22 protein-coding genes and 1 pseudogene are annotated in these 26,771 nt (G+C 39.6%); 2 read left to right on the plus strand and 21 right to left on the minus strand.

The genetic code is table 11. From position 1 onward, the window contains the following. Positions 1-2: 2 nt before the first annotated feature. The 17 genes from EAE93_RS04550 to EAE93_RS04630 form a co-directional block, all read right to left on the minus strand. Positions 3-902: a cycle-inhibiting factor gene (locus tag EAE93_RS04550; protein WP_214039169.1), complete on the minus strand. Its 900-nt coding sequence runs from the start codon at positions 900-902 to the stop codon at positions 3-5. 149 nt (positions 903-1,051) lie between these two features. Then, positions 1,052-1,951: a Pvc16 family protein gene (locus EAE93_RS04555; RefSeq protein ID WP_036805612.1), complete on the minus strand. Its 900-nt coding sequence runs from the start codon at positions 1,949-1,951 to the stop codon at positions 1,052-1,054. A gap of 24 nt (positions 1,952-1,975) precedes the next feature. Further along, positions 1,976-4,060, minus strand: a complete 2,085-nt coding sequence (locus EAE93_RS04560) for an ATP-binding protein (protein WP_214039170.1) — start codon at positions 4,058-4,060, stop codon at positions 1,976-1,978. Positions 4,061-4,069: 9 nt separating this feature from the next. Next, positions 4,070-5,740 carry a contractile injection system tape measure protein gene (locus EAE93_RS04565; RefSeq protein WP_214039171.1) on the minus strand — a complete coding sequence of 557 codons (1,671 nt, stop codon included), beginning with the start codon at positions 5,738-5,740 and terminating at the stop codon, positions 4,070-4,072. A gap of 32 nt (positions 5,741-5,772) precedes the next feature. Further along, entirely contained in the window at positions 5,773-7,050 is a 1,278-nt protein-coding gene (locus EAE93_RS04570) for a tail fiber protein (protein WP_214039172.1), read from the minus strand. Between the two features lie 116 nt (positions 7,051-7,166). Further along, positions 7,167-10,532 (minus strand): hypothetical protein, encoded by a 3,366-nt coding sequence (locus tag EAE93_RS04575; protein WP_214039173.1) that lies wholly within the window; start codon positions 10,530-10,532, stop codon positions 7,167-7,169. Further along, complete coding sequence (locus tag EAE93_RS04580) at positions 10,525-13,269, minus strand: hypothetical protein (RefSeq protein ID WP_214039174.1); 2,745 nt, start codon at positions 13,267-13,269, stop codon at positions 10,525-10,527. Before EAE93_RS04580 ends, EAE93_RS04575 begins: the two co-directional genes overlap by 8 nt. Positions 13,270-13,351: 82 nt before the next feature. Beyond that, positions 13,352-13,768 carry a hypothetical protein gene (locus tag EAE93_RS04585; protein ID WP_036805599.1) on the minus strand — a complete coding sequence of 139 codons (417 nt, stop codon included), beginning with the start codon at positions 13,766-13,768 and terminating at the stop codon, positions 13,352-13,354. After that, positions 13,765-14,181: a GPW/gp25 family protein gene (locus EAE93_RS04590; RefSeq protein WP_110086867.1), complete on the minus strand. Its 417-nt coding sequence runs from the start codon at positions 14,179-14,181 to the stop codon at positions 13,765-13,767. Before EAE93_RS04590 ends, EAE93_RS04585 begins: the two co-directional genes overlap by 4 nt. Positions 14,182-14,194: 13 nt before the next feature. Continuing rightward, positions 14,195-15,796: a phage baseplate assembly protein V gene (locus tag EAE93_RS04595; protein WP_214039175.1), complete on the minus strand. Its 1,602-nt coding sequence runs from the start codon at positions 15,794-15,796 to the stop codon at positions 14,195-14,197. Next, entirely contained in the window at positions 15,793-16,476 is a 684-nt protein-coding gene (locus EAE93_RS04600; protein WP_036781763.1) for a CIS tube protein, read from the minus strand. Before EAE93_RS04600 ends, EAE93_RS04595 begins: the two co-directional genes overlap by 4 nt. Then, positions 16,463-16,642, minus strand: a complete 180-nt coding sequence (locus EAE93_RS04605) for a DUF5908 family protein (protein ID WP_040148756.1) — start codon at positions 16,640-16,642, stop codon at positions 16,463-16,465. The genes EAE93_RS04600 and EAE93_RS04605 overlap by 14 nt, the downstream gene beginning before the upstream one ends. Continuing rightward, positions 16,639-17,097 (minus strand): phage tail protein, encoded by a 459-nt coding sequence (locus EAE93_RS04610; protein WP_036781759.1) that lies wholly within the window; start codon positions 17,095-17,097, stop codon positions 16,639-16,641. Before EAE93_RS04610 ends, EAE93_RS04605 begins: the two co-directional genes overlap by 4 nt. 13 nt (positions 17,098-17,110) lie before the next feature. Further along, positions 17,111-18,310 carry a phage tail sheath family protein gene (locus tag EAE93_RS04615; protein WP_214039176.1) on the minus strand — a complete coding sequence of 400 codons (1,200 nt, stop codon included), beginning with the start codon at positions 18,308-18,310 and terminating at the stop codon, positions 17,111-17,113. A 48-nt stretch (positions 18,311-18,358) separates the two neighbouring features. Next, a complete protein-coding gene (locus tag EAE93_RS04620) occupies positions 18,359-19,777 on the minus strand; it encodes a phage tail sheath family protein (protein WP_214039177.1) in 1,419 nt (472 codons plus the stop codon). Positions 19,778-19,789: 12 nt separating this feature from the next. After that, on the minus strand, positions 19,790-20,890 hold the full coding sequence (locus EAE93_RS04625; RefSeq protein ID WP_046396632.1) for a phage tail sheath family protein: 1,101 nt from the start codon (positions 20,888-20,890) through the stop codon (positions 19,790-19,792). Between the two features lie 79 nt (positions 20,891-20,969). Further along, complete coding sequence (locus EAE93_RS04630) at positions 20,970-21,419, minus strand: phage tail protein (RefSeq protein WP_036805577.1); 450 nt, start codon at positions 21,417-21,419, stop codon at positions 20,970-20,972. A gap of 683 nt (positions 21,420-22,102) precedes the next feature. On the opposite strand from EAE93_RS04630, the gene EAE93_RS04635 reads away from it, so the two are divergent. After that, a complete protein-coding gene (locus tag EAE93_RS04635; RefSeq protein WP_250150872.1) occupies positions 22,103-22,585 on the plus strand; it encodes a winged helix-turn-helix domain-containing protein in 483 nt (160 codons plus the stop codon). A 555-nt stretch (positions 22,586-23,140) separates the two neighbouring features. After that, entirely contained in the window at positions 23,141-23,449 is a 309-nt protein-coding gene (locus EAE93_RS04640; RefSeq protein ID WP_250150873.1) for a hypothetical protein, read from the plus strand. Positions 23,450-23,686: 237 nt separating this feature from the next. Here the strand turns inward: EAE93_RS04640 and EAE93_RS25730 are convergent. The 4 genes and pseudogenes from EAE93_RS25730 to EAE93_RS04665 form a co-directional block, all read right to left on the minus strand. Further along, a pseudogene (locus EAE93_RS25730) lies at positions 23,687-24,450 on the minus strand (Thoeris anti-defense Tad2 family protein). 275 nt (positions 24,451-24,725) lie between these two features. Continuing rightward, positions 24,726-25,145 (minus strand): type II toxin-antitoxin system YafO family toxin, encoded by a 420-nt coding sequence (locus tag EAE93_RS04655; protein WP_036805565.1) that lies wholly within the window; start codon positions 25,143-25,145, stop codon positions 24,726-24,728. 4 nt (positions 25,146-25,149) lie between these two features. Further along, positions 25,150-25,734 (minus strand): hypothetical protein, encoded by a 585-nt coding sequence (locus tag EAE93_RS04660; protein ID WP_036805562.1) that lies wholly within the window; start codon positions 25,732-25,734, stop codon positions 25,150-25,152. Between the two features lie 630 nt (positions 25,735-26,364). After that, positions 26,365-26,771: type VI secretion IcmF C-terminal domain-containing protein (locus tag EAE93_RS04665; RefSeq protein ID WP_332008253.1), on the minus strand; the 407-nt coding region annotated here is incomplete at its 5' end.

Here is a 26,771-nt window from a genome sequence, read left to right on the forward strand (position 1 = left end):
GTTTAGTTATCAAGTTTAGATTTTAATTTTTCAATATTTTCATAAAAATCATTAACATCATATTCGGTTAAATAAATGTCCACGCCTTGATCTCTCTTCATTCTATCTAACTTAACATTAGATACATCTTTATGTATATCAAGCATCTCTGAAATTAACGCTTTCTTTTCATCGTCAGATAATAGATTAAATTCATGACTTAACAATATTTTTAGTTTATTAAGATTAACGGGATCTTTTCCTCTGGAATTTAACCAATCTGCTATTTTAAGGGGAGGCAATGCCCCTTCTCCTAAATCTGATTGATAGATATATCCCACTGTTTCCTGGTCATTGGATGGGAGATCAATTAAAAACATATGCCCTAGTCGACGATCATTAACCAATGCAACATAATTTTTTGCACTACTGAATTGATCAACTCTTTCAGCAAATTCATTGCCATCTATTTTTCCTGTCTGGGCCGCTTTTACTGGATCAACAGCATGTTCCCCCTCAATCATCAATTTAAATATATTTTGGGCAGATAAACCACAAACGGGCTCAGTAGGATCATAAGGATTTACCCCAACTATTTCTTGATAGGATTCAATACCACCGAATTCAGAAACAATTTCATCAATTGCCTTAAATATAGTTGCCAAATCCCGATCAGTGATTTTATCCTGCCAATTATCATTCCAAAGTAATTTATTTCCTTTTGGATCATTATGTAATGCGATAATATCATCTATCAATTTTACGGCATTTATATTATGTTTTTTTAACTTTGATCTATCCTTTGTTCTCGATAAGCCAGTAGAAAGCCCTATTTCCAGATGATTACCGGTTTCTATATTTTCACATGTTTTATCTTTTCCGGCACGAGTTTCAATTTTTTTTGCAAGGTCGCTGATTGGCATAATATTATCACCCAAGAGTTATAAGTAAGTAATATATAGGCTAAAACACTCCTAGCAACAAGATGTTTTTATATAAAGCAATCAATAAAAATATTGTTATCTTCTATTACTTACCATTTTATTATGGGTAATTAATTAAGTGATTATTTTTAAATGCTAATTAATTTATTAGAATCTACTTTATCAACAATAATACCTATGCCATTTATCTTAACAACCGCTTTACGGCTGCTTACCCATCTTGAAAGAATCTCCTTTATTTCAGAACAATAGATTGAAAAAGTAATGCCTGAAATCTCAAGAATAATTTTTTCATTTTCTTGCTTATCATTATTGTCTACAACCGATAAGACTGGTTTAGTTATTAGATTCACTTTAGTTAGCGCCAAACGCACATCTTCTGTACCACCTAAATCAGTACATAATTCTGCTAACAAAGCTTGGCTTATTTGTGAACTAGTAGGATTCAATTTTTGATTCACAGAATGGGAAATCTCCATAACTGGCTCTATTGTATTTTTAATATCTTGAAGTTCTACCGGTGCGGTAACTGAATATAATAGAGAGAGTCTTGGACGATTACCAAGAGCTTGCCAAAAATTCCCCAAGCTATTTAAATTCTCCTGCGGCGGAATAACTCTGGTGTAAGCACCAGGAATTTTTGGTAATTGACGATGATTAATCAATGCGTTCAAAACAGAAGTCATTATTTTTGCGGCTTGATTATCAGGTTGGCTATCTGGGTTACTGCCATCAACTGAGGGTTTATTCGAATGCCAGTAAGTAATCAAATAATTATAATTAATATTGACCCACCCAGGTAACAATAAATTAGTTACAGGGTTATAACGCTTTGGTTCAGCAGAGCGTAATTGCAAATCTTCATGTACATCATAGAGAAATACACTTATTGTCGGCTTCGATGGAATCGAATTTATCTCCGGTAAATCAAAACGAATATCAATATTATTTAAATATTGAGATAGAATATCTTTTAATGCGTTATTAACTTCCACAATAGCATTATTAGGTTCAATGATATCTTTCATATCGACTCCAAATTTAATAAATATTTAAAAAATTAGTCTACCTGTTTTATTTAATTCGAGAATAACCGCCCGCTCTATATGTTGATGCTCAATTTTTTCACTATTATTGTCTACGGCTAATATTGATGCTAATAAAGCAATATTTCTAATATTAGCCCCAGTCAAATCAGCCCGTTTAGCCAAATGGGCAAAATCAATTTCGTCGGATAATTTCAATTGTTCAGGCCAGATGGTTTGCCACATTTTTCTACGTAATGTTTCGTCAGGATAAGTAAAATGGGTAATAAAGGTAAAACGGCGATTAAAAGCGCTATCCAAATGGCTACGGTTATTAGTGGCTAAAATCACCAATCCCGGATAATCCTCCAGCCGTTGTAACAAATAAGAAACTTCAATATTGGCATGTCTGTCCTGAGCCTCTTTGGTTTCACTACGTTTGCCAAATAGTGCATCGGCTTCATCGAAAAACAGTACCCCGGAATCCGTCTCAGCCAGGTCGAAAATACGAGCAATATTTTTTTCCGTTTCACCAATATATTTATTCACCACGGTAGAGAGATCGACTTTAATCAAATCAACACCAAGATGCCCGGCAATCACTTCTGCGGCCATTGTTTTTCCCGTTCCCGATTCACCGTAAAATAGTGCGCTAATACCGGTACCATAGCCTATTTTCTCCTGAAAGCCAGCACTCAAAATCTGGTCACGGTAATTAATTGCCGCGATAATTTCTTTCAATTGTTGAGCTAATTCATCAGAAACTACTAAGTCATTAAAATTACGCGTTGGCGTTATTCGTTTAGCCAGTTTACCTAAGTTCTGTTGAGCACGGAAACTTAATGCTTTACGTAAATCTATTTCCTCTAATTGACCATCCGGTTGCCGTAATATTTGATATCGATAAGCTTCTTTTAGAATTAATGGCAAGGTTTCTGCGGTAAATGAGAAACGCTGGCACAATTGAGCAATATTAATTCTCTGAGAGGTATTATCCGGTAAATATTCTTTCAACATAGACTCTTTATCCACCAGCGTAGCTACCGGCATATTAATTTGCACTATTGGCAGATAATTAATCCATATTAATGTATCTCCCGGTTCCACTAAACAAACCACCCGTAACCTTGGTTGACTCAATAAAACGGATAATGCGTTATTCAATATTTTCTTTTCCTCTGCAAGCAAAGAAAAATTGCGAATTAATAAACAAGCATTATGTAACCGTGCTTCTCTCACTGCATCTGCTAACAAATTAACTATTACAGTTGAGTTCTCTTCCTCTGGTAATCGAGCTAAATTCAAGATTAAAGTGCTGATTCTGTGAAACTCCATAATACTGCTGACTGCTAACTCTCTGGCACTGCCCTGTTTTCCTTTCAGTATCACCAGCGGACGAATTTCATCAGTTTCTTTCAATAATATCTTTTCAAGTGAATGACAAAGGGTTGGTGGATACCAAAGGCGTGAAACAGGATAATACCAATAAGCACAAGTTATTAGGGGAGGCAAAATTACCTGTTGTCCTGATAAAAAATGCCAAACGGCGCTGTGGGTTAAAAATTGCGTTTGTAACCAAATAGGTTCTTCGTGGTTATTGAGCCGTAATAATTGGTTATTGATTAACGGTGCGTGTGGTAAAAAACTGTTTTGCAGGAATTGCCAGTCACTTTGGCGTTGACTAAATAATTCAATTGCTAAAGCAAAATTGGGCCACTGTTTTTTACTGTTACCATTCAGAGCGGCAAATAATGCATGATAACGACTGTCAAAATGTGGCAATAAACCGAGTAATAAAGCATCACGCTCAAATTCTGTGAGTTCAAAACGTTCAACCAATAAAGACAATAAATCAGAGGTAAAGTGTTCTTCGGTTTTCGGATGAATAATAATGTCACCTTCCTCAAATAGCCAATGAGGAAAACCCTGCGGTTGTGCCAAATATTCCTCTACCTTATCCTCAGTAAGTAAAAAACTCTCCGGTAATAAATCGTACCTTTCCCTCTTTTGATAATAGTAGCGCTGTAATAACAGATCGATACGTTCCAAATGGGGATAAATCCAATGTAATTCAGCCACCACATAGTGACTATTTTTAAGTAAAGAGTTCATATAAACCTTTTAAATATTTTTCCAGTCAATCTGTAAAGGACGATTTAGCCAGGAAAGTTTAGCGATATTTAACGGCCACGGCCAGTCGGCTAATAACAGATCAAATGGCTGATGTTGTAGCGTAATTTTGATTTCCTGTTCATCTATCAGCAATTCACCCGGTCGTTGTAAAAACAGTTGGCGGGCATCATTACGGCTCAGTTTTTTCCAGCCCGGAAGTTGAGTGATAATCGCATCTAACCATTGCTCTATTATCAACTCTTCTTCTGACTCAACAGGGATTGATGGCATATCTTCATCAATCGTTAATCCGCATAAAACTTTATTCAATATTTTTCTCTCTACCTTCCCCTCTTCATTCCCCCAAATAAGATAGTCCAGGAAATCAACCGCCATAAATTGAGCTTGACGATGAATAAATTTTTTCTCCTCAAGTAAATCTAATTGATTAAATAAAGCGGGTAACATCGGCCATAGAATTAATATTCCCGCATTATTTACCTGATATGGAGAAGTTAAATCTGATTCAGGATATGGCCTGTTAATAGCCCGAGGTTGATTACAATTATTATCTTTAGGGCGAAAATTATCTGGTGTTGATAACATTGGTTGTTCTTGAAAAGCTTGATACTGATTTAATTGTAGTAAGCTTTTCCGATGCTCTGTAGGTAATTTCTGTAATAGCTCGGTAATCATTGAATTAACCGGATCTATTTGCTGTAAAGATTGTTCTCTAGGAGTTTGTGTTTCACAACCAAAACGATTGACTAAATTTCTATATTCCTGAATAGAGAGGTGTGTCTTACACAGTCTTGGAATCCATTCTATTTGCCAAATCGGCTTCAACCATTCATTTAATAAGGTATTTTCAGCGACGATATTCTGGCGAAATAACGTAATAATAGGCACAATATCAAGCATACTGCTATCAAATTCAGCCATGATATATGATATCACTTTCATATCTGGTTTAGGTATTTCCTGAGTATTATATCGATAGATATATCCCAATCCATTCAATACCAATTGCCAAGAGGTAACTACCTTTCCTTGATGCTGAGATCTATCTATATTCTCCGATAATTTGCAATTAATCGCGGTTAATAAATCTGGTTGACTGATAGCTAAAAGCCGTTGCAAACTGTGCTCAGATAAGCAACTTTTTGCCAATAATAATGCTAAATTTTTCTCTATTTGCATTAATTGATTAATTAAAACTTTAATATTAACGTCAATATTTCTTTTATCTGCTATTACTTTTTCAGAATTTAATTTAACCTCTTTTTGATATAAATACTGGATAAATCCCTCAATATCAGATAAATCATTACTATGTAATAAAGAGGATTTACCAGTATTCTGGGATATTATTGAATTTTCCGAAATGGTTTTTTCCTTATTATTTTCGCGATATTGGCCCAATGCTTTATTTAGTTCAGCATTAAGCCGAATAGGAAACAGAGAATTAAAACTGTTTGAATTAATTTCACCAAGATTCAGCGTTAATTTATCTAAATAGATATCCTGACTAGTCGCATGTTTATTAAAGTATAGATTAAGTAATTTACTTACACTGTTCTGATTAAATATGGAACCATGTAATACTTTTTTAGCCGCCTGTTGATTATTAGCTTCAATAGTAATAGCAATTCGATTTAATAAATTTAGCTCCGAAGTCATAAATAGCACTCCCTTTACGATTAATGAACAAATTAAAGCTTCATAATGAAAGCAAGAATATAATAAGGAACTGTTATTTTATTACTATGGGAATGTTTGCCTGTGTTTTTCACATCAATATCATGATTGTGTGTCTCTGGACTGTTTCCATTTACAACACCTTTAGATGTGGTCATCCCTGTTGAGTAATAGAGATATCTATTGTTGGTATTATTCGAAGAAGCTACCGCTCTCTTGTTTGAATCGATCTTATAATAACCATGCTGGGCCATTATCTCTGTGTCAATTATTATTCCACTAAGATGATTGTGATTAGGTATTTGACCAATAGATAACGATCTCTCATTTGTTCTGCCATTGATATTTAATGTAGCTTCATCAGAATTAAAACTAAATGATTTACCATCTTTAGGTCCTGAAACTTTAGTATTACTTTGCCCTTTAACACCAGAAAAATCCCCGCCTAAAATAAATCGATCGATCAAATTTGGCGTACCATTATTACCATCACACAATGCCCATCCCTCAGGAACACTACTACCAGAAAACATCACAATTATTCCTCTGGGGAGTACTTTGTTAGGATCAATACTGACACCTTTATCATCAACCTTAATACCATTACCCGCTTTAACTTTTACGCCTTTCGTACTCAAGCTTAAACCACTTACACCACTCCAAGCATTACTTGAATTTCCTCCCTCTAATTTCAAATAGAGACCGGTATTATCAGTTACTACAATACCTCCACCATCCCAACACTTAACAGCTATACCATCTGGCTCAACAGAAATACTGCCTTTATCTTTGGCCTTAACTTCTACTCCATTTCCATTAACCGAAATACCATCACCATATTTAACCGAAACACCTTTATCATCCACCTTAATACCACCATCAGCCGCAGCCTTGACAGCCACGTCATCTGTATTTACAACAATACCTTTACCTTCACCAACAGATATTCCATTGTCTTTATTAATCAGACCACTACCAAGGTCTACAGATAAAATATCTTTTTCTAGTATTAGCGGAGAAAAGTCTTTACTGGGAATAGTACCCATTTTTAAATTAAGCGTACCATTATCATCCAGTTTCAATCCTGCTCCTGGTCCATTTTGTTGAGGAGCTTGCCCAGTTGCTTTACGGCCAATATCAGCAATATTAATCAGGTCTGCATAATCAGCTTGTAAAGGAATACTGCCTTCTTTAAAGCGGCTTTTCAAATCATCGGTTGATGGCCCCTTTGATTCAATCTTAGTATTTTCTAAATTAACTTCTGAATTTTGCAGATTATATTCTTTTTCCATTTTTATCACCTTATATTATGAGCACCATTATATTAATGGTATATCTAAACAATAGTGAAATTTTAAAAACACCATAATGTATGAATAGATGAAACATCTATTTTATGTTGTTAAAATTATCTTCCATCATAAGTAAAATAAAAACCAAATTTTGCACGTATTTCCCCTTTAATATCTTGAATATCAGATATGTAATTTAGTGATAAAATGAGTGGTTCTTCGGTGTAAAATAATGCGCCAGAAAGATCCTGATTATCACCTAATATAAATCCATAATAAAATGACCAGCTATTGCCTGCTGGAGGGTCATATAAATTCATCGCTTTCCATGATAAGTTAATTCCTACTTTTTTTCTTCCTTTAATATGCAATATTTCATCGGTAATAACACCATTCTTATTCTTTTTCACTTTAACGTAGTAATCTGTCCATGCATTATTGGACTCTAGTACTGTACATTCAGGCCCTATTTGGTTGTTATCAGTTAAAAATACCAGCTTGCCTTTATTATCCACGGGTTGACATAAAAATTCTGAGACAGCAATGGCTTTATCATTCTCTTTAATAAGGTCAACATCTACCCGTACTGCCCTTTTAGTATAAGGCACATATAATAACTGATTATTTTTTATAACCTCTTCGCTCCATTGATCGCCTGATTCACCAATCACTTCAATACGTTGCTTTTCCGTGGCAATTCGCATACTGCCAATACCTGTTGCAACGGAAGGCAATCTTCCCAGAGTTAAAGTTTCTAGAATATGGTATGCCTCATCCCCTAAAGGAGCATCATTGTTTTGCCAGCGTTTATAGGTATTGGCAAAATCTTCAAAATGTTTTGGTGATAACCAATGAATAACCATCGAAATATGCGCGGGAAATTCAGCGAGAATCTCCGATTTTACCCAAGATTCCAGTTTGTAAGAGTCAACTCTGTTATTCTCAATTAATTGATGATTCACTACCACGCTGACCACAAATGAAAAACGATCAGCCAAAGCATATTTTTCACTGGAGAAATACCAGCGATAGCGCCAGGCTTCTGCCTCAGTTGGAAAATTATCCCGTGAATCTTCATTCCGTTTAATTAATATCTTGCCTTGGATGCGATCAAATTTAATTACGCGCGCTTTAAGTTCATATTCGGATCGCGTTTTTTTACCAACTGTACGAATTAACGCTTTTTTGAATGGCCTGGAAGGTGTAATGGCATATTTCAGAGTTATTTCGTCATTTTCTTCAATCATGGCAGGGAAAGGGCTTTGAGCACTGGAAGTGATCCAACGTTCATCTTCCGTATTATTTTGGTATGCTGCGTCGGCATAAACCAATTGATAATCCATATCTTCCAACCATATTGGGCTGTTTTGCCAGCGCAGTTTATCTTGTTCAAATGCGACTAATACTCTTGCCAAATTATGTTTCAGATCCGTGCTGTTACGCATGCTAAGGGAAAATATCTCCCCTGACACCTCTGTGATCATCTGGCCTCGCAATGTAAATTCCCTATCACCTTCAATGATAATTAAATTGATCACCTGGCCTTGCAATAACCGGCCTGTTGTATCTTTTTGTGTAATTCTTAACTGTTCATCTTCAACCACCAAAGAATCGGGCTTTTGCGGAGTATCGAATTGGATATCAGGTTTTACCGGCAGTAATTGACGATGTTCAATTAAATAGAAAGGCAAATTAGCCAGATTGGGAATATCACTGAAACATTCCCCGCCCAAACCCAATCGAGCAGCAATCCGTTTTTGCAATGCTGATACTTTATCAATCCGAATATTATTACGTTGATAGTTCAGTTCCGGTTGTTGGGCTAAATAACCGCGTTGAGTGTTCAGAAAATCCCGAAAATCAAGAGTGAGGGGTCTGGCAGCAAGTTCAGCGCCAAAATAACCTAATAGGTGATCCAAGATTGTCAGCTCTTTTATATAATTTGGCTTCTGAATATCATTACCAATATCGATTTGTGAATCGCGGCTTAGTTTTGCGATTAAGTCAGGAATGATCTGTTGATGAACTCTATGGCTGACCGTATTCGCCTTAAAAGGCCATTGTACACCATATACCCTATTTCCCCGTTGTTTAAACGCCAATAGTTTTGGCAATAAGGCAAGTTCAGCACAGCCATTAGCTAACAGTTGTTCAAAAGGCAGCATAAATTGGTGTAACTGTAGTTGTTGTAAGGTATGTTTATTAGTCTGCAATCCATAACAAGCGGGTAATTTATTGCTTGCCGGGTAATAATCCCGCACTTTACGATGTTTACCCCAGTTCAATAATTCTGGTTTCGTATTAATCAACGGTTCTGTGATGAGCTTTTTCTCTATATCTTCCCTAGAAACTGTAACTTTCACACCACCTTTGGCGATAATAGTCAATGGGCTGTCTGATGAAGCCATCAATGCTAAAGGATCTTCGCCCCATAATCTGGGATAATAATGTTCTTTAATAATTTTCCAAGACCAATTATCACCCGATAGCGGAGAAATAATACTAGCATCATATTTCTCCTTATCTAGTTCCAACCGGGTTACACCTTGAACACCTTTAATCGCCAATAATTGGTTAACCAAATGGCTTAAGTTTAATACCATAGCGCCGTTGTAATCTCTGATGGGCGGTAATTGAGGCATCCAACCGTGATGCAAATAAGGCCCATCAAAAATTTCTTCATTACTGTAACCCATCTCTTTCATTGCTTGGGTGGTATAACGTAGCGGTTTTTCAATTATCGTTTGTTCCGCTGTCATATAAATTTGGGCGAATATGTCAGCGATATCTTTAACATCATCATCAAGCTGAATATCGATCTTCAATGGTAAATCAACGGGTTGTAGCCAGATAATTTTACTCACCCATTCTCCCAAATTACGATTATCTTTCAGGAAAGCATTAAGTTTCTCTTGAGCCAACTTATTATCGGCCTGAGTTTCCCGACCAGGCAGCAAATAAAGCCAATAATTTCCTCTTAATGTTAATCGTTCGCTATCTGAATTGGGGATTTGAGTAAAACTGTATTTACGCTCCTTTTTGCTATACCAGTATGTATAGCGTTGATCTTTAGGTTCGCATATCAGCCGTGCATCATTAAATAAAAAGTAACCCTCCTTGGTATCATTCATCGGATCGCTGCTGTGCAAGTCCAATAATACCCGGCGATAATCTTCCGCAGTAATAGGCCCACAAGTCAGCATCTGTTGCGGACCAAACTCCTGCGGGAAAATACCCTCTCCTGCGGTCTGTTCCTCTGAGGTGGGCGTCAGCAGATCTTTCAGTGGTAATGAGTGACGATAAGCTAAATCAGACGCGCTATAACAACAGGCTTCCAATAAGGTGATACCGGGATCATTTTCACTCATATCACTCCAATATTGACCCGAATATCGCTCAATAATAGCCTTAGCCTGAGCAAGTAAGGTATCAAAGGCAATATCGTCTTTAATGATGGGAAACAGAGCATCCTGATTATTCATTATCAACTCCTTGGCTTGAAAGACGCTTATCTGTCCAAACTAAAATCAGTACTTCATTATCGTTAGCTTCGATACTTTCACCCACGGCCCCCTTAGTTTGGTTAGCTGTGGTTAGGCTTAAATTAGTGACTCGTTCTACCAGTGGGGATTGTTGGATGGTGGCTAATAACTGATAGTAGTCAATGCAGTTACCGGTTGTTACGCCGATAACAGGATTCTCTGCCCACGGCATATATATTCGGCTTAATTGTTGCTGTAATTGGTGATGGCCGTAGTCAGAATTAACGTCTGAAATAAAGGTCACTTGATAACTCACACTAACGTCAATATAAGTAGGATTGTTGATTTCAATAGCTGTCCAAGGGCTACTTAACTGACTTAGCCATGAGATCATCTCTTTCAATCGCGCCGGGTTTAGTGTTGGGCGTAATGCATCATCGTTATCCTTGTAACGGTTATCCGGGATAACTATCAGTTGTTGTTTTTCTGGCGCCGGAATGGTGGTTAATTGGCTGCCTGAATGGTATCTGACATCAAATAGGCTAACAAAATGATCTTTTAGTAATGTAACCATGTTTCCCCAACTCAGTACTCGATTACGGTGGGACAATCGGACAGGGATTCTTTTTAAGAAGGCTTGCTCCGTTTCTCGAGAACGACCATTCCAAGAAGCCCAAGGTTGCGTGACGCTGTTGATTGCGGCAATCGTGGCCACCGGCTGTTTTATGCTGTCAGCGGCCAATCCATTAATAAAATGCTCCTGTTCAACAGTTTCTGCGTTGGCTAATGTGGCGATGGTGGCGTTATACAGCAAACCTTTAATACGTGGGTAATCTTGGGGATCAGTTTTTCCAACTATCTCAGCTTTCAACCAGTACCGCCCCGTTGGCATCAAAGCGGCCTGATTTGATGCATCCTGTGGCAATAAGATGCGCCAGATACCCCGGTCAAACAGGCTGCCGGTTTGATCATCAAATAATTTATCCAATTTACTCCAAGTATTGTGCTCGTCGAGGTAAAACCAAGATAAATCGAGTGCTTTGACCCCTTCTAGTTGCCAATAGAGAGATAAAGTTTGCCCCGGTAGTACCCCCGTAAAGCCCAAATAGAATGCATCATGAGTCAATGTCGGTTTTTCTGCTGCTTCGCCCCGGCCAAAAGGCGTCAGGGGGTAAACAGTAAATTGCTTAGATTTAACTTTAGCGCTGAATTGAATCTGCAATGCACTGATTTGTGGGATATAAGGTAAATTTTTATCTTTCGGATCTTTCCAATATTGGGTATGCATAAAATCCTGTCCGGCCAGTTCTATACGCACCGACGCAGGCCAATCATTGGGATTTAAGCTGTCCGCAAGGGGAAAATTCATCGTTGGCAAGGTAAATTCTAAGCTTCGTCCTTGTGGTTTATTATTATCTCCACTGAATAATGACTGAGATTCAGCTTTATTAAGTATTTCTTTATTAAGTATTTTTCCCTTAAGTATTTCTCTCTTTTGAGGCGTGACTAAGTAACCCTGTACTTCAAATGCACTATTATCGGGATCAGGACTATAACCTTTATACCACTCTTTAAAACTTATGGTAGGCAAGCCAACCCATTGAGGAGTAATCGTCACTGTTGCGTTTTCAGTACCATACCATTCAGGGGCAATCAGATTAAAACCGGAGCCTAATAACGGTGATTGACCAAAAGGAAAACTAGTCGCATTCGTCTGTTCAATACCTCCATCAGAGACATAGTACACATTGCGATTGTCGTTAATGTTGATGTTGATCTCGATGTCTTTAATCTTCGGCAACATCGGTTCCTGTTTGGTGCTCAGTTTTAGTACCGGTACGTCAAACGCCATATTATCCAGGACATCAGGAGGAGTGATCGGCGCATCACTGGCAGACAATCCAAGTTCAAGCGTTGTTTTGTTGACAAGTTTTACCTTCAAGGAAATCCAGCGATTTTCCGCGCTGATATTAGCCGTGATATGCTCAGATTTACCCGTCCACTCGCTGTCTAATGTGACTTTAATCGTGCGCTCTCCTGCCGGCATCGCAAATAAAGGCGAAGTAATTAAGTAACCGGACAGAACCGAAACATCATCAGGCGTTGTGCTAAAAAGCCGAATACCGTTTTCAGGAAATTCAATGTCATCTGCAAGATTCAGCGGTATTGCCGATTTCCAGCCATTCCCCTCTTTTCGATACCAACACAGGTCAGTCAATTCCCCTTGGTTTGCCAATATATTCAACTCGGATACATATTGTAATGGATTGCCAGCGCTATCATGTCCGGCATCAAAGAGAGTTCCTTTCGGAATAAGATATTCAACACGATCAGAATTCAAGGTAATTCCTATCGCCACCCGATCCGCTTGAGCATCTCTCGGTTTCAAACCCAATAATTCCCGGTAATAAAGATCACGATGACGTGCCGGCAAGGTATTGAATAATATTTTCGTCGTTTCTAAGAGTTTTAAAAAAGCCAATAAAAAAGCCTGATGAGAGGGTAAAGTACCATTTGCTCTATTCGCTTCTTGGTAAATATCCGCTAATTGCTGCGGCGTGTTTTCCTGAATAAAATAGAAGCTACTCCAAAACTGCTCTTTTTCTTGACCAAAAGGGATTTTTTCGGCGTATTCTTTAAGCCAGTTTAAAATATCTAATGTACTTCTTTCATCAAGTTTAAAATCCGTCTCAGATACAATAGCGGTAAGTTTATTATTTAATCCGGTCTGTCCCATATTTATACCACCCGTTATTTGCATATAACTTTAATATGTTTTCAGGAGATCGTTATTATTTAAAAATAAATTAAAGCATTATTTATCCGGCACTGACAGCGTATTGACCGGCAATAAAACGGCCTTTTCCCATACTGGGTGCGGTTATATCCGGGCCACTCGATGGGTTATTTGCCGGCTGCGATGGGGTAAAACGGGCAATAAATTGCTGCCCGACAACAATTACCGTGACAGGGCTACGACAAAAGCTTACCTGCTGGCTAGTATCCAATTGAGCAATGGTAACCATGCCCATCCCGGGTACCGGATGGCTAGGGGTAATATATTGCGCCTGAAATTGGACCTTTTTTTCATCACCCATCATCACAATCTTTTTACCTTGGATTTTGGCATGACCGCTGCCCCGGATGATTGCCGGCCCCAGAATGGTGACCTGCCGGTTACCGAACAAGGGTTCGAACAGCAAAGTGTCGCCATCAACCACCAGTTGTTTACTCATAAAATCACTTCTCCTTCGCCAATTTCAAGAATACCTTCAATTTGCTGGCTAATGTCGCTACCTCTCAGGGCATAGCTCACCTGTATATGCAGGGTATTAGGCAAATTTATTTTTTGATTCACCTGAATTTCAGTAATTTCTGCACGGGGTTCATAACGTAATACTCGCTCTTCAATACGCGTTTGAATATGAGCCATCAGCTCATCACTGATATTTTCAAACATATAATCATTTAGGCCACAACCGTAATCTTCACGCATAATCCGCTCGCCAGGTTCCGTCAGAAAAAGAACTTTCATACTCTGGCGAACATGTTCTGCTCCTTCTGCCATGATGATTCCGGTCTGATTAGAAAACTGTGGCGGAAATGTCCAGCCCCGACCATAAATATCGGCTAATATTTTATCTGCCATCTTATTTAACCTATTATTGTGTTAAATTAATTTTCGCCCCTTTAATATCAACCCCAGATTTTCCAGCGGCTGATAGGGATTTTTCGGCCTGAATATTAATGTCCTGCGCCTGAGTAATGAGATTTTTAGCGGAATTAATGGTGATATCTTTATCCTGTTGCAAAGATAAGGTATTTTTTCCACTATTAAATGCGAGCGTATTATCTTTATTATCGAATATTAATGCTTGCTGATTCTCTCCCTGTTTAATCACTAATGTTTTCACCAAATTCTTTTCACTCGGTTCTAACGGTGATCTATTTTTAGGGTTATGCATGGCGCCTAATATCACCGGAAAACGAGGATCACATTCAAAGAAACCGATAATCACCTCATCCCCCGGTTCCGGGTAGAAGCAAAATCCACTGTCATGGCTGGCGTAAGGTTTACCTAAGCGGGCAAATAGCGTGCCATTGGTTAAGTTTAAAGCCGGTATTTTGACCGGAATACGACCTAGCGATTGGCTATCCTGTTGGTATTTCTCTACGATCCCGATATGCAGCTCTTTAACCTGAGGTACAACCTGTTCTACATCTGATTGCATACCTAACGTTAACCGGGTACGCCAACCTTGACGCTGGTTGATGGTCTGGCTGACGCCGGTGATAATCGCCTGACCATCCATTCCCTGCCCGAAGCCAGTTAATGCCAAAACATCACCCGGCTGATAGCGATCATTGCCTGCAACCTCAAAACTGCCGGATATATTACGGCTACGTCGGTTGCCCATGATGCTTTGAGTAAACTGCTTAGTTTGTTCATTATCCAATGGACTGCTGAAAATCCATTGCCACTCCTGATCGGTCAACGGTTTCAGCGTGTCGGTAGCAAGTTGACCGCCGCCAAACCCACTATGCTTCGCCTGAACTGCCTGAGACAGCTTTTGCTGGTTAATGTCCCAAGACTGTACACTTACCGCTTTGGGGCTGCGCTGATTATCCCATTGCAGATTCGCTTCAAACAGCACAATGTCCCGAATATCGCCGCGCTGACGAATGGTGTGTACGGTTGACTGACTAAGTGATTCCGGTGTTACCAATGTAATGGCATCATGGCCGGGGATCAGCCAGATATTGGTAGCACTCAGTCGGCTCTTTAAGAATGTCCAATCATTGCAACGAAACTGCACCATTTGCTCATGTACCGTTTTAAGTTGAGGCGCTTGTTTTATCGTGACAGATACACCGGCCTGGCTGAATAGCTTTTTGATAATCGCCTCATCACTCTGCTTATTGAATAGTTGAGAGTGGAAACTATGGGTTAATTTTTGCAGTGGATGCTTTGCTGTCAGAATCATTAAACTGTCCTGACCTTTAATCTTCAATGTCTGCTGAACAATGATCCCTTTAAACAACACATTTGTTTGCATCTGCACAATAATTTCATGATTCGGGCGACAATTTGCCAACTCTGCCTGCGCTTTAGCATCAAAAATATGACTGGTATCACCAATAATAGCCAAAGTGACGTTAGCCGAAGGAATGCCATTGATAGGGTAATTGACTGACAAACTGATAACCGTAAACTGATTGAGCGTTTTGCCGCCTATCTTAATCGCGAGCGTGGGTATCTTCATGCTTCCCTCCGTGCTTGCAGCGTTTGTCCCGGCGTAAAATCATCAAGATTATCCAGATCGTTTTGCCAAGCCAGCGAAAGATAATCGATACCCCCCGCCAGAGCCGCACCCGCGCCCAGTGCAATCAATGGTAGAGAGAGCATATCGGTGACGCTAACCGCGGTAGCCGGTGGCGATTTTAACTGCTGCTCAGTGGACTGAATAACAAAGCTCTCATCCGCCACCAGCGATAAGGTAGCCATTGCCCGTAATGGCATGGCGTCCCGGTCAAACAAGGTGTAATGAATATTGAGACCACTGGCCCGGCAGGCAAAATAACCTTTATTTTCCCAACGCATTTTGCCCCATTTGATTTTAAGAAAATGCGGGACTTTGGTACCGGCATCAACGGCGCAGAGGGTTTTCAGCGTCGACAGTTGGGTTTCTATCGGCGTACTGTTGCCGGGCATCGATGCATCAAACAGTAGATCTAATGACAGGCCCGCAGGCTGAGACGACACATGGTGGTTACTTTGGTGAATATGGGTAATGCTTTCATCGTTTTTATAATTGGCTTGATAATTGAACTGGATCGCATCAGGGTTATACATCACCGGTAAACTTCCCACCAATATTTTACCTTCCCGATCTTTAAAAGCGGTCAGCGTGAGTTTAGATAGGCTGCGTTCAATTAAGCTCATACTGGCCCCCTGTTTCACGTAATGCCTCTAACACCTCCCGTTTAATCCTTTCAATCAGGAGAGCGTCATCTAACGCTTCTTGGGCTAATGTTCGCGGAGATGCTAAATCACTCGCAGAATCGGTGACTTTAGCCTGAATAATCAGTTCCTTAATTTCTACAGTCATGCTTTCACTCCTAACCAGCGCATATCCTGATAACGTAACTCCAGGGAGTTCACCAAAACAGCATTGCTATTAGCATCAAAGTCACCGGTAGACCAACGAACCGGTAACGCGTTACTCACAGTCCAACTTGCCACCGGTAAAAAATTTTCATTCAGCAACATGATGACCACATCAGCATAAACCGCTTTTTCTCCACGCAAGACACGATCAAATATCAGAGTAAGCGGTGTAACCGTCATAACACCACGCTCCAATACCAAACTACCGTGCTGGATCTTCTCGGCCAGCCAAACGTTTCTGGCATTTTCCCCGCCCTGGCTGTGTTGCGTGGTTTGCAGTTCACGGCTAAGTCCCGATATACGCTGAAAGGCAATATCAAGCGGACTGGGAATGTTGTTAAACAGAAAACTGGCGATAAAACGATGTGACACTGACGGGGTGTATAGATTGTGCATATTTTGCCCCTGTTTAATTTAATCTCGTTATCCCGGTACGTGTATCAAACGTCAAACTCAGTTCAATAAATTCCGCCGGAATGAGTAGAGCCAGTTTGATTTTCATGATCATTTTCCCGGCTCGCAGATCCGCTTCACTCATTGATTCGTCAATGCCGAGTAATATGTCAAATGCCTGTTCTTCGTGGGTACCTAGCAGCCCACCTTTTAACCATAATTGATGCAACCAGTTGTAGGTTTGGCCCTTAAGTTTCATCCAGGTGATGGCGTTGTTGGGTTCGAAAACTAAAGCCCGGCCTAATCGGGTGATATGCGCTTCGATATAGGAGACCAAGCGGCGAGTTTGGATATAGCGCCAGGGAGAATCGGGGAGGTTGTCCAGAGTTCGGCATCCCCAGACTTTAATTCCTTTACCGGGGAAGCTGCGAACCAGATTCAACGAAGTGCCATTCTGATTAAAGAGCGCATCAGCTTCAATAAAGGAGCGTATTGGGCTGACCACCTTAGCTAAAGCCACGTTGGCCGGAGCGGTCCAGATACCTTGCTGATTATCATTACTTTGGATAACCGCAGCCACCGCCGCGGTAGGCGAAAGGATGATATGTTGACCATTTTCTTGATATGTGGTTTTCAATCCCGGCCAATATACCGCGCCCCATTGCCGATCGCTTGAGGAAAACTGCTCTAAACATGTAGCGGCCGGTACCGGATCATCCGGGGCATCCAGCAATCCCATGATGCCACGTCGGCTCTTGCAAAGGTCGAGTACTGACTGCCAAAACTGTAGCCAAAGATCGATGTCAGCACCTAGCTCTCCCATTTGATTAAACAGGACAACATCAGGAACGACAATCAGGGTGATTGTACTTTCCGCGGCAATAGCCTGCTTAAGCCAATCTTGTTGCAGCGCAGTGACCAATGATTGAAAATCGTTCAGTGGTTCATCAAGGTTCAGCGGCAGTACATAAGCTTGTTGACCGCCATTTTCAAAAAAATGACGCACGGAGTAGTACATTAATCCTGACTCACGAAATTTTAGGGTAAAGTCGGTCAGGCTGTTTAATTTGACTATGGTTTTACTGCCCGAACTGGTTTTATTGGCTGAAATTTTTGGAATATCACCAATAAAAACCGGTATACCAATAAATGCATCATCTGGCGTTTGGGATATCAGCTTCTCCGCGATTGTTACACCCGGCTGTTTTATTTCCATTATCGCTTCCTCTACAGGACAGGCGCGACAAACCGCGCCCTAGTACAGTTACTGTGCTACTTTTTGCGTAAATTGCAGGATAATAAATTCAGCCGGACGGACTGCCGCCATGCCAACCTTGACGATCATTCTTCCACGTGTAATGTCGTCGTCAGACATAGTGACACCTTGACCAATTTGCACAAAATAGGCTTCTTTAGGGTTACTACCGACCAGCGCCCCTTGTTGCCAAAGTTGATGGAGATAATTGTCAATGGCTGACCGTACTCGTTCCCAAGTCGGTTGACTATTAGGTTCAAAGACGGCAATTCGCATTGCCTGTTTGATATCCCGTTCCGCCGCATTAAATAAACGCCGCACCGGAATGTAACACCAGTTGTCATCATCTTTTTTCAGGGTACGTGCGCCCCAGACAACAAAACCTTTGTTGCTGAAATAACGGATGGCATTAATGCCTTTCGGATTCATCTCTTTTTGATCATCGTCAGTGAGTCGCTCGGCCACATCGCTAATCCCATTCAGCACAATGTTAGCCGGTGCTTTCCAAACGCCACGGTTGGCATCAGTGGCACAATAGACACCGGCCATGACTGCACTGACAGGAATCATTTTGCTTATGTGCTGTATTTCATCAATCGCTTTTCGATAGACATCCGGGTTTTTCTCTTTGAGTTCCGTCAGATTGGTAACATTAGCTGCTTTTGCATCCTGATAACCTGAAACAGCTATAAGGCTCTCTTCCGTTTGCATAAGCTGTGAGACTTTTATCGCAGGATAATATGTTGCGGTTTGTGAGGATACGTTAGTGCTGATAGTGGATGTTTTATTCTGATTATCAGCGATAAGGAAATAGCCCTCATCCAATAATGAAGGTGTCAGACTGTTATATATCCTGCTCTGGTAATTAGAATCTTGTTCAGGACAGACGATTAAAGTAATTTCTAAAGCTTGCTTAATTAACTCAGGGATTAAGGCCAGCATATTAGAATCTTCCGACTTAGCAATCGGTAGGATATAACAAGGTCCACCGCCATTTTGAAAATAAAGTTTTAAGGCATCACCGCTTATTGTGTAATTAACTGTCACCTCGTAAGTGTAATCGGTTTTTTTTCCGTTTTCGTTTTCACTTTCGTTTTTTTCATTTTCGTTTTCATTTATTGTATCGCTACTAGCCTCTCCATTGTCATTGTTTTTAGCCGATATATCCCCTTCAACTTTTTTAGTTTTTTTAGCGGTGGTAGACGGAGGAGTTGATTTGATGGCTATTGACTTAACACAACCCACATGAAACAGATTAGTGAAATCCAACCAGCTATTAACACGTGTTATTTTTGGCATCGTACTCGTTTCTTTCGGAAAGAAACGCCCAATAAAAACCGGGATTGCCGTGCTTCCTTGACTAACAGAAAGCGCCAGTGAAGCATCTTCTTCAATATAGACGCCAGGAGTAGAAGTTTGTGTGGCCATATTCCTTCCCTTCTATTGGTTCATATTCTGTGTAAACTGCAAGATAATAAATTCGGCTGGACGAACTGCCGCCATACCCACTTTAACGATCATTTCACCACGTTTAATCTTGTCATCAGTCATGGTGATACCTTTACCAATATGAACAAAATAAGCCTGTTCAGCTTTATTACCCACCAATCCCCCTTGTTGCCAGAGGGAATAGAGATAATTATCGATAGCTCGACGCACCGCTTCCCAAGTGGGTTGACTGTTCGGTTCAAAGACCGCGAAACTCATGGCATTTTTAATATCTCGCTCTACACTGTTAAACAGACGGCGAACCGGGATATAACACCAGTTATCACTGCCCTCAAGCGTACGAGCCCCCCACACCAATGTGCCACTCTTAGGAAAGGTACGAATCATATTCAACGCTTTAGCGTTATCTTTGTTATATTGTCCTTGCAGGTCATCAGTCACCGGATATTTAGGTTGTAATCCTCCTTGAATAGGGACGTTAGCCGGTGCTTTCCAAACACCCCGACTATTATCGACACTGGCATAAATACCGGCCATTACTGCGCTGGGTGGAATATTAACGCTAGCTCTTTTCCCTTCTTTATCTTTTTCTCCCCACTCAGCGGTCAACCAAGGATAATAAACTGCGCCATAGGCGGTGACGGTATAAATCTTAAGTACTTCGTCGGGTTTTTGGTTCGAATCTATTTGAGTGACTGGGCCATCAAAAATGGTAAATAAGCTTTTACCCGGTTGGCAAAGTGTATCTACAGCAGTAGTAATATTCTCTCCGGCAGCAACCAGCAATGTAACATCATCCAGCTTCGGAACTTGGTTTACTAACTCTTCGGTTTTAATAAGATAACAATATCCACCGCCATTAATAAAATAGGCACGTAGTGAAACATCAAGCTTATCATCAGGATCAAATTGCCCATCTTTTCGTGTCAAATAGTCCAGCCAACTACTGATACGGATATAATCTGCGGATAAAAATTTATTATCATTTGCAACTGCAAAAACAGGTACCGCCGTTGCACTGGAACGGACAGAGAGTGCCAATGAAGCATCTTCTTCAATATAGACACCCGGATAAGATGTATCAATTGTCATAATATTCGCCTTTAAAAAGCACTGCATTGACGTGCCAGACTATTCCTGACAACAAACAGTCCTGACGCCAAACAATGTATTAATGGAATTCAACAGTCACCCGATCGGCTTTCAAACTTATTTCCTGCACCGCAACTTCATTACTGGTGGCATCAAAACTGGGGGCGGTTAGTTTTTCTGGGAAAGCATTAGCAATATTCCAAGTAATCAGCAGGTTTGAACCTGTTTCATCGGTGAGACTAATAGAAATATCTTTCTTCTCTATCTGATTAAGCGAAATAGAGTTAATCCAATCGTACAATTTAGATTGCCCTTTAAAAATACCGCGCTTTAAGGTAATGGTTGGTCTCTGGCGTTGACCGGGCATTTGTAACCAATTACCAATTCCATCACGATATTCAATCGTGTCATAGCTAATATCTAATCCCGATACACTTTGAAAAGACATTTGCTCATCACCAACAGTCACGACAAAACGATAAGTTGGAATGGGGTATTGAACAGCAATTTGATCGGCAGTTGTAGACATTGTTATTTCCTTAAGAGTTAAATTCATAACTAGGTTAAAACACACATCATTTTAGGTACGCTACCGCCCTTAGGTATCATGCCTAATGCCTGACTTGTGTATTCACCGTGCTTTAATATCCAAACCCTCATTCAAGGGAATGAGGCGACCTGACTACTGATTAACGTAAGTTAATACGTGATAAACATCACACTGTTGGAGCTTTAAACTACTTGTTGAACAGTAATCACTCAAACACCGCCAAATAAAAGTTAAAAATAAAAAATAATTATTTTTATCAATTTTTTATCTATTAATTCAATTACATATGGAAATTACCCTCAATTCACAGCATTATTTCTCATGGATATCTATTCACTTATTTTTACAAAATGAATTTATAAACAACAAATGATACCTGAAAATATTTTATCTATATTTACAACACTTCCATCACTTCATAAACAATAAAGGCACAATCATCACAATATAAATAAAACTAATAATTAATTATCATTAAATTTATTTATAAATAAAAAACAGAAAAATAACTCATATGACAAAATAAAATAAAAAATTTTAAATAATTTATTTTCTTGCATTACTCATGGGAAAACTATATAAGTTCTATCGGGCATAAGCCTAATTGAGCCATCTTGGCTATAGCGAATAGACAAACATTAAACAGAGGCAGAGAATGCGTTATGTTGAAAATAACTAGAGATGTTTATTTAGACTGTGACTCAAACAAAATAATTTATGGTAAAAATGTATTTATCATTACTGAAAAAGAGAAACGCCTGCTACTCGCACTGTGGGAACATGCATCACAAGGGAAGACATTAAATCGGGAACAATTGATTCCTCTGGTTTGGCCCGAACGCAAAAACGGCGTAGCAGAAACTAATTTATTGCAATTAATCTGTAAGTTACGCCGAACGTTACGCTATTGTAATCTCGACGAAGCCATACACACGGTATACCGACAAGGCTATCGTTTTATCCTGCCATCTCAAGATAACGAACAAGATAATAATCAGCCCCAAAATACCAAATTACCTATTCCCATCGCTACACTCCCAAAGCCATTTTACTGGCGTTTCACCAAGATGATTGTTATGTTTATCACTGCAATTATCTGGATATCAACTCTCCTATATACCGCCCCCTTTCTGGCTAAGAGATAATGATGATTTTTATTTACAAAACAATTAAATTCCGGTCAATGGAGGTCCATTAAATTAAACAGCATACACGAGTTATTCACTTCTTCTTTGCGGCTCATTTCAGCAACTTATGAGCCGCTTTAATAAGAAAAAATCATTATTCATAATATCTTTTTTTGTCGGTGTAACTCCTTAGTCATTAATTACGACTACCGCTATCGGCAATAAATCCGTCAGGAATATATGTCCTCGCCACTGTCAGGATTTTCGTATCTCTTTGACTAATAACAGCCATAACCATAGCTGCATCCAGATGTCAGGCGGCTTATCCATGAATTTCATATTTCCACCCCCACTAGAAATTAAGATCCTGTTAAACGTGTGTGAAAAAAGAAAAGGCCACGCAATGCGTAGCATGGAATGTGTATTAACCGCTTTTATGTTTACCTTATTCCTTTTACGTCACTGATAAATTTCAATATTTAACTGCTCATGGAAAGTGTTAAGTTAAATTTCACAGGTCAAATCACCTGATTATATATGCCAACAAATAACAGTAATAATAAGGAAACCAATATGACATTAACAGATTTCAAAATATTCCTAAACCCTAACCAAGCTATCGAAGCTTATAAAAATGGGAATATAACCATTCCTATTCGATGGAGAAATATAGCAATAAAAAACAAAGGCCAAGCAGCAATGAGGGTTTTAAATTTCTGGGCGTCCCCATTTGGGGAGTATGAATTCTATAATTCTATTGATGTCTGGCCTGGAGAAACTAAAATACTCAACGCGCCTCCTAACGCTATTTATTACTATAGAATTACAGCCGTCAATTTAGACGCAACCCTGACTACCGAAGCTGAATTTAATTGGGTATAAAAATTCTTAAGAGTTAGCTATATGTCTCTCGTATATAAAAATTTAGTTCAATATATAGCTCAAACTTCACTACGCAGAAAGTAACATCTTCATTCTCTGCTAAATACTTATCAACTACCGAGGATTACTCGGTAGTTGAAATTGAATGCTACATTAAACATTATCTGAGAACGTGGAAGTGGACTTTATATATGAAAAACCCCGCAAGTGAGAGGCTTGGAATTCAACATAATATAGTTAACGCCAGTTACAGTAAAAACGCTTGGTTTCACCTGTTTTTTTCATTATGGCACCTAGTTTTTCTACGGTTGGGTTTTCCGATGCATAATAGTAGACATCGTATTCATAATTATCGTTATCTGCATCATGATCATACAAGAAAGTTCCAAAATCATAAGTTACATTATCAACTGAGACATAAAAATTCTTCTTGAATACTTCTTTAACTTTCTGATAATTAGCTTTATCAAAATATACTCTCAAACACAATCCGCCGCTATTATAGTAGAGCATTAAAATGCTTTTAATATCTATTTTATTTTGGGTTATATTTAAAGTACCGAAAGTAGATTCTCCCTTACCAAAGATTCCCTTGTCACTCATATATCCCCAATCCTGCCCAGTATCATACTTACTAGTCCCCAAGGTAACATCAAAAACCAACATATTGTTATCTAGCTCAATGACCAATCACTACCCATTATATCTTCCGGCGTTGGTTGCCAGGGTAACCAATGCCCATGCTTATCGCACTTCTCAATATAAATTAAGTTGCCTTCACTGTTAGCAATCGATTCAGGAATAAGGCGTATGCATTCATTAGGAGAATCCCAATCACCACGACGTGCTTGATTTCCTAGATACACTTGAATAATCGCCCACGGACAAGAATTTTCTGGGGCAACAACATGATTACATTTGTATTGATCAGGGTTTAATGATTTATGCTCAGGGAGTTTATTTTCTATTTCAGTAACTTCTGGCTTATTAATTTCAGACATAAACACCTCACTTAATTATTTATTAATAAAGGTAATTTCATCTTACTGCCAAATAGCCATAAGATATTATTCAAATTAGATTCTTACTTCAACCGAATATTCTTAAGTTTACTACTTCATAGACGGTAAAGCACCGCGAGTACTAAGCGTAAACTATTAATAAGAATGGCTAGTGATTATGATATTTCCTCATTTATCTCCAATAGATTGGCATTGTGAAAACTCCATAAAAAAACCTGTCGGAGCAGGTCTATTGTTTTTCTTAGTAAATGGGTTCATACGCTTACATGATTAAGCAGTCTTAATTCCCGCTCATTTAGACACTGAAAAGAGTCTTCTACGATATGAACAAGTTTATCCAAGAGCCTATCAATACGCGAGTGTGCATCTGGTATCACCACGGCCACGACCTGATAATGATTTTCATAATACCAATGTTGGGCATAAACCAGATAATTGTCACTTTTCCTGTTGTGTAGCATCATATTTGCCGGCCACGGTTTTTCATTCAGAGGAAGAATATGTAACTTCCATATTCCTGATTCCATAGCCTGCATGTTGCGCTCAAAACGCCCTTGGCATCCAAGCCAACCAGACACCTCTTCTGCCCCACTCAAATATTTAGCCAACATGGTTGCGTAATCATGAGCAGCCGCATTGAAAAGTAGATCTTCCGCCACGCTGACGTAAACCATATACCTAACCCCACACAGGTAATGGAATACCGAGCTTTTTATGCGAGAGATTCACCAACTCTTTATAACTTTCCGCGTCGGCTTTCGGTGTATATTCACCTGCATTAACTGGCAAGTACTGCTTTAACGTTGTTGCAATACGCAATAAAACGTTTCTATTATTTGCAAAAACCCTCAGCGCTCTCTGAGAATGCGTTTGGAATAGCTTGACATGCGGTCCCCATGCAGGCGAAGACTCCGCAAGAATATAACTTAATTTCAAGAGATGGAGTTGGCTCGTGGCGATTTTTGCAGCGGATTCGTAGCGCTCGACTACATCACGAATATCTATACCTGGTTCGATCCCGTCACGGTCAATGGTTTCAAGTAATTCAATACCAATTTGGGTATTCTCTTTCAGGTAGGCAAGCGCCATTTTAGATTCAGAAAAATATGACATCACCTCTTGAGCAGTCAGCATTTTTTGCTCTGCTCTGTCTTGCACCAATTGCGTAATCGGAGCAGAAAGATACTCTGGCAATTTTGCTAACTGATTAATGTCTGGAAGTGGAGTTAGCAACGTTACTAACGTTGTCATTCCTACTGTCATGTGAACCCCCTTTGATCTATCTGTGGGATAAATATATAGGAGTACAGTATACACATCGCTTTCCGCACTACCTTACATTTATTCTGCATCCTTGCTTATCAAAGCACAATCAGATTTACTAGGATCTAACGTCTCTTTCCTATAAGAAGCATTCTTTGCCATTCAACTTGCAACACCAAACTTAGAATTTACCAGCCAAACCGGGACATTATCTTCCGGTTTTAAATTACTCCCCATCACTCCCGGCAGGAAAATTACTGGGATCACTTTAGAAGGCGACCTGAATATGTTGTTATAATCAGGTCACTATGATAATAATTACTATTCTCATGTTATCCAATAGATTATCGCTGTTCCAATCTCATCACTCCTTTTTAAATCTCAATTATCCCATCACGATAAAGAAGAATAATTCTCATTCATGCCATACGAATAATAAGACAGCCAATAACATCAATAAAACCATAGCAACATTCCTTCCTCACTGAGAAAAGTATAATCACGGCTCTCACCCATATAGCCAAACATCTTCATCGGAATATCTGTAGTGATATTTATCCTGACAGCTAGTCTGTTAACGAAAACAGTTAACAGTTACGCTATTTCCTCATTTATCTCCAATCGCATGCATTATTCCGTTATCAGGTCATCGTCATTTACCGCTGATATTGTCCTGTGACTACCCGGCTTTACCGCAAAGATATTTTTCGGTAATTTAAATCCGCGCAGTTTTAATAATGCCAGCGGCCCTTCGCCCAGTTCTGTGCGTAAAATCCAGGTCAACGGTAATCCATCCGGGGCAGTAAATATCAGGCGGTAACGGCTTTCATCCAGCCTTTCCGCTTTCGCCCGCGCCAGCCAACGGATCAGCCCCCAGTTTCCCTGGTAATCACCGAACAACCGCGCCCCGGTATTGACACTGGTCCACATCAGCGTCACCCCCGGTTCATCGGTCTCGCCCGGCCAGCGAAAACTCTGCCAGCTTTCCATCTGGTTAAAATAGCGCAATTGCTGTCCATCTATCGTCAGGTCGGTTT

The sequence above is a fragment of the Photorhabdus akhurstii genome (genome assembly GCF_018448925.1).
Lineage (GTDB): Bacteria > Pseudomonadota > Gammaproteobacteria > Enterobacterales > Enterobacteriaceae > Photorhabdus > Photorhabdus akhurstii.

Bases quoted from the DNA above. Each gene is read 5' to 3' on its own strand.
- EAE93_RS04620 (WP_214039177.1), bottom strand. From the start codon at position 19,777: ATGGCCACACAAACTTCTACTCCTGGCGTCTATATTGAAGAAGATGCT.
- EAE93_RS04660 (WP_036805562.1), bottom strand. From the start codon at position 25,734: ATGACAGTAGGAATGACAACGTTAGTAACGTTGCTAACTCCACTTCCA.
- EAE93_RS04605 (WP_040148756.1), bottom strand. From the start codon at position 16,642: ATGACTGTAGAAATTAAGGAACTGATTATTCAGGCTAAAGTCACCGAT.
- EAE93_RS04600 (WP_036781763.1), bottom strand. From the start codon at position 16,476: ATGAGCTTAATTGAACGCAGCCTATCTAAACTCACGCTGACCGCTTTT.
- EAE93_RS04560 (WP_214039170.1), bottom strand. From the start codon at position 4,060: ATGAACTCTTTACTTAAAAATAGTCACTATGTGGTGGCTGAATTACAT.
- EAE93_RS04625 (WP_046396632.1), bottom strand. From the start codon at position 20,890: ATGACAATTGATACATCTTATCCGGGTGTCTATATTGAAGAAGATGCT.
- EAE93_RS04590 (WP_110086867.1), bottom strand. From the start codon at position 14,181: ATGGCAGATAAAATATTAGCCGATATTTATGGTCGGGGCTGGACATTT.
- EAE93_RS04575 (WP_214039173.1), bottom strand. From the start codon at position 10,532: ATGAATAATCAGGATGCTCTGTTTCCCATCATTAAAGACGATATTGCC.
- EAE93_RS04615 (WP_214039176.1), bottom strand. From the start codon at position 18,310: ATGGAAATAAAACAGCCGGGTGTAACAATCGCGGAGAAGCTGATATCC.
- EAE93_RS04570 (WP_214039172.1), bottom strand. From the start codon at position 7,050: ATGGAAAAAGAATATAATCTGCAAAATTCAGAAGTTAATTTAGAAAAT.
- EAE93_RS04595 (WP_214039175.1), bottom strand. From the start codon at position 15,796: ATGAAGATACCCACGCTCGCGATTAAGATAGGCGGCAAAACGCTCAAT.
- EAE93_RS04585 (WP_036805599.1), bottom strand. From the start codon at position 13,768: ATGAGTAAACAACTGGTGGTTGATGGCGACACTTTGCTGTTCGAACCC.
- EAE93_RS04635 (WP_250150872.1), top strand. From the start codon at position 22,103: ATGTTGAAAATAACTAGAGATGTTTATTTAGACTGTGACTCAAACAAA.
- EAE93_RS04655 (WP_036805565.1), bottom strand. From the start codon at position 25,145: ATGGTTTACGTCAGCGTGGCGGAAGATCTACTTTTCAATGCGGCTGCT.
- EAE93_RS04580 (WP_214039174.1), bottom strand. From the start codon at position 13,269: ATGGGACAGACCGGATTAAATAATAAACTTACCGCTATTGTATCTGAG.
- EAE93_RS04610 (WP_036781759.1), bottom strand. From the start codon at position 17,097: ATGCACAATCTATACACCCCGTCAGTGTCACATCGTTTTATCGCCAGT.
- EAE93_RS04550 (WP_214039169.1), bottom strand. From the start codon at position 902: ATGCCAATCAGCGACCTTGCAAAAAAAATTGAAACTCGTGCCGGAAAA.
- EAE93_RS04640 (WP_250150873.1), top strand. From the start codon at position 23,141: ATGACATTAACAGATTTCAAAATATTCCTAAACCCTAACCAAGCTATC.
- EAE93_RS04630 (WP_036805577.1), bottom strand. From the start codon at position 21,419: ATGTCTACAACTGCCGATCAAATTGCTGTTCAATACCCCATTCCAACT.
- EAE93_RS04565 (WP_214039171.1), bottom strand. From the start codon at position 5,740: ATGACTTCGGAGCTAAATTTATTAAATCGAATTGCTATTACTATTGAA.
- EAE93_RS04555 (WP_036805612.1), bottom strand. From the start codon at position 1,951: ATGAAAGATATCATTGAACCTAATAATGCTATTGTGGAAGTTAATAAC.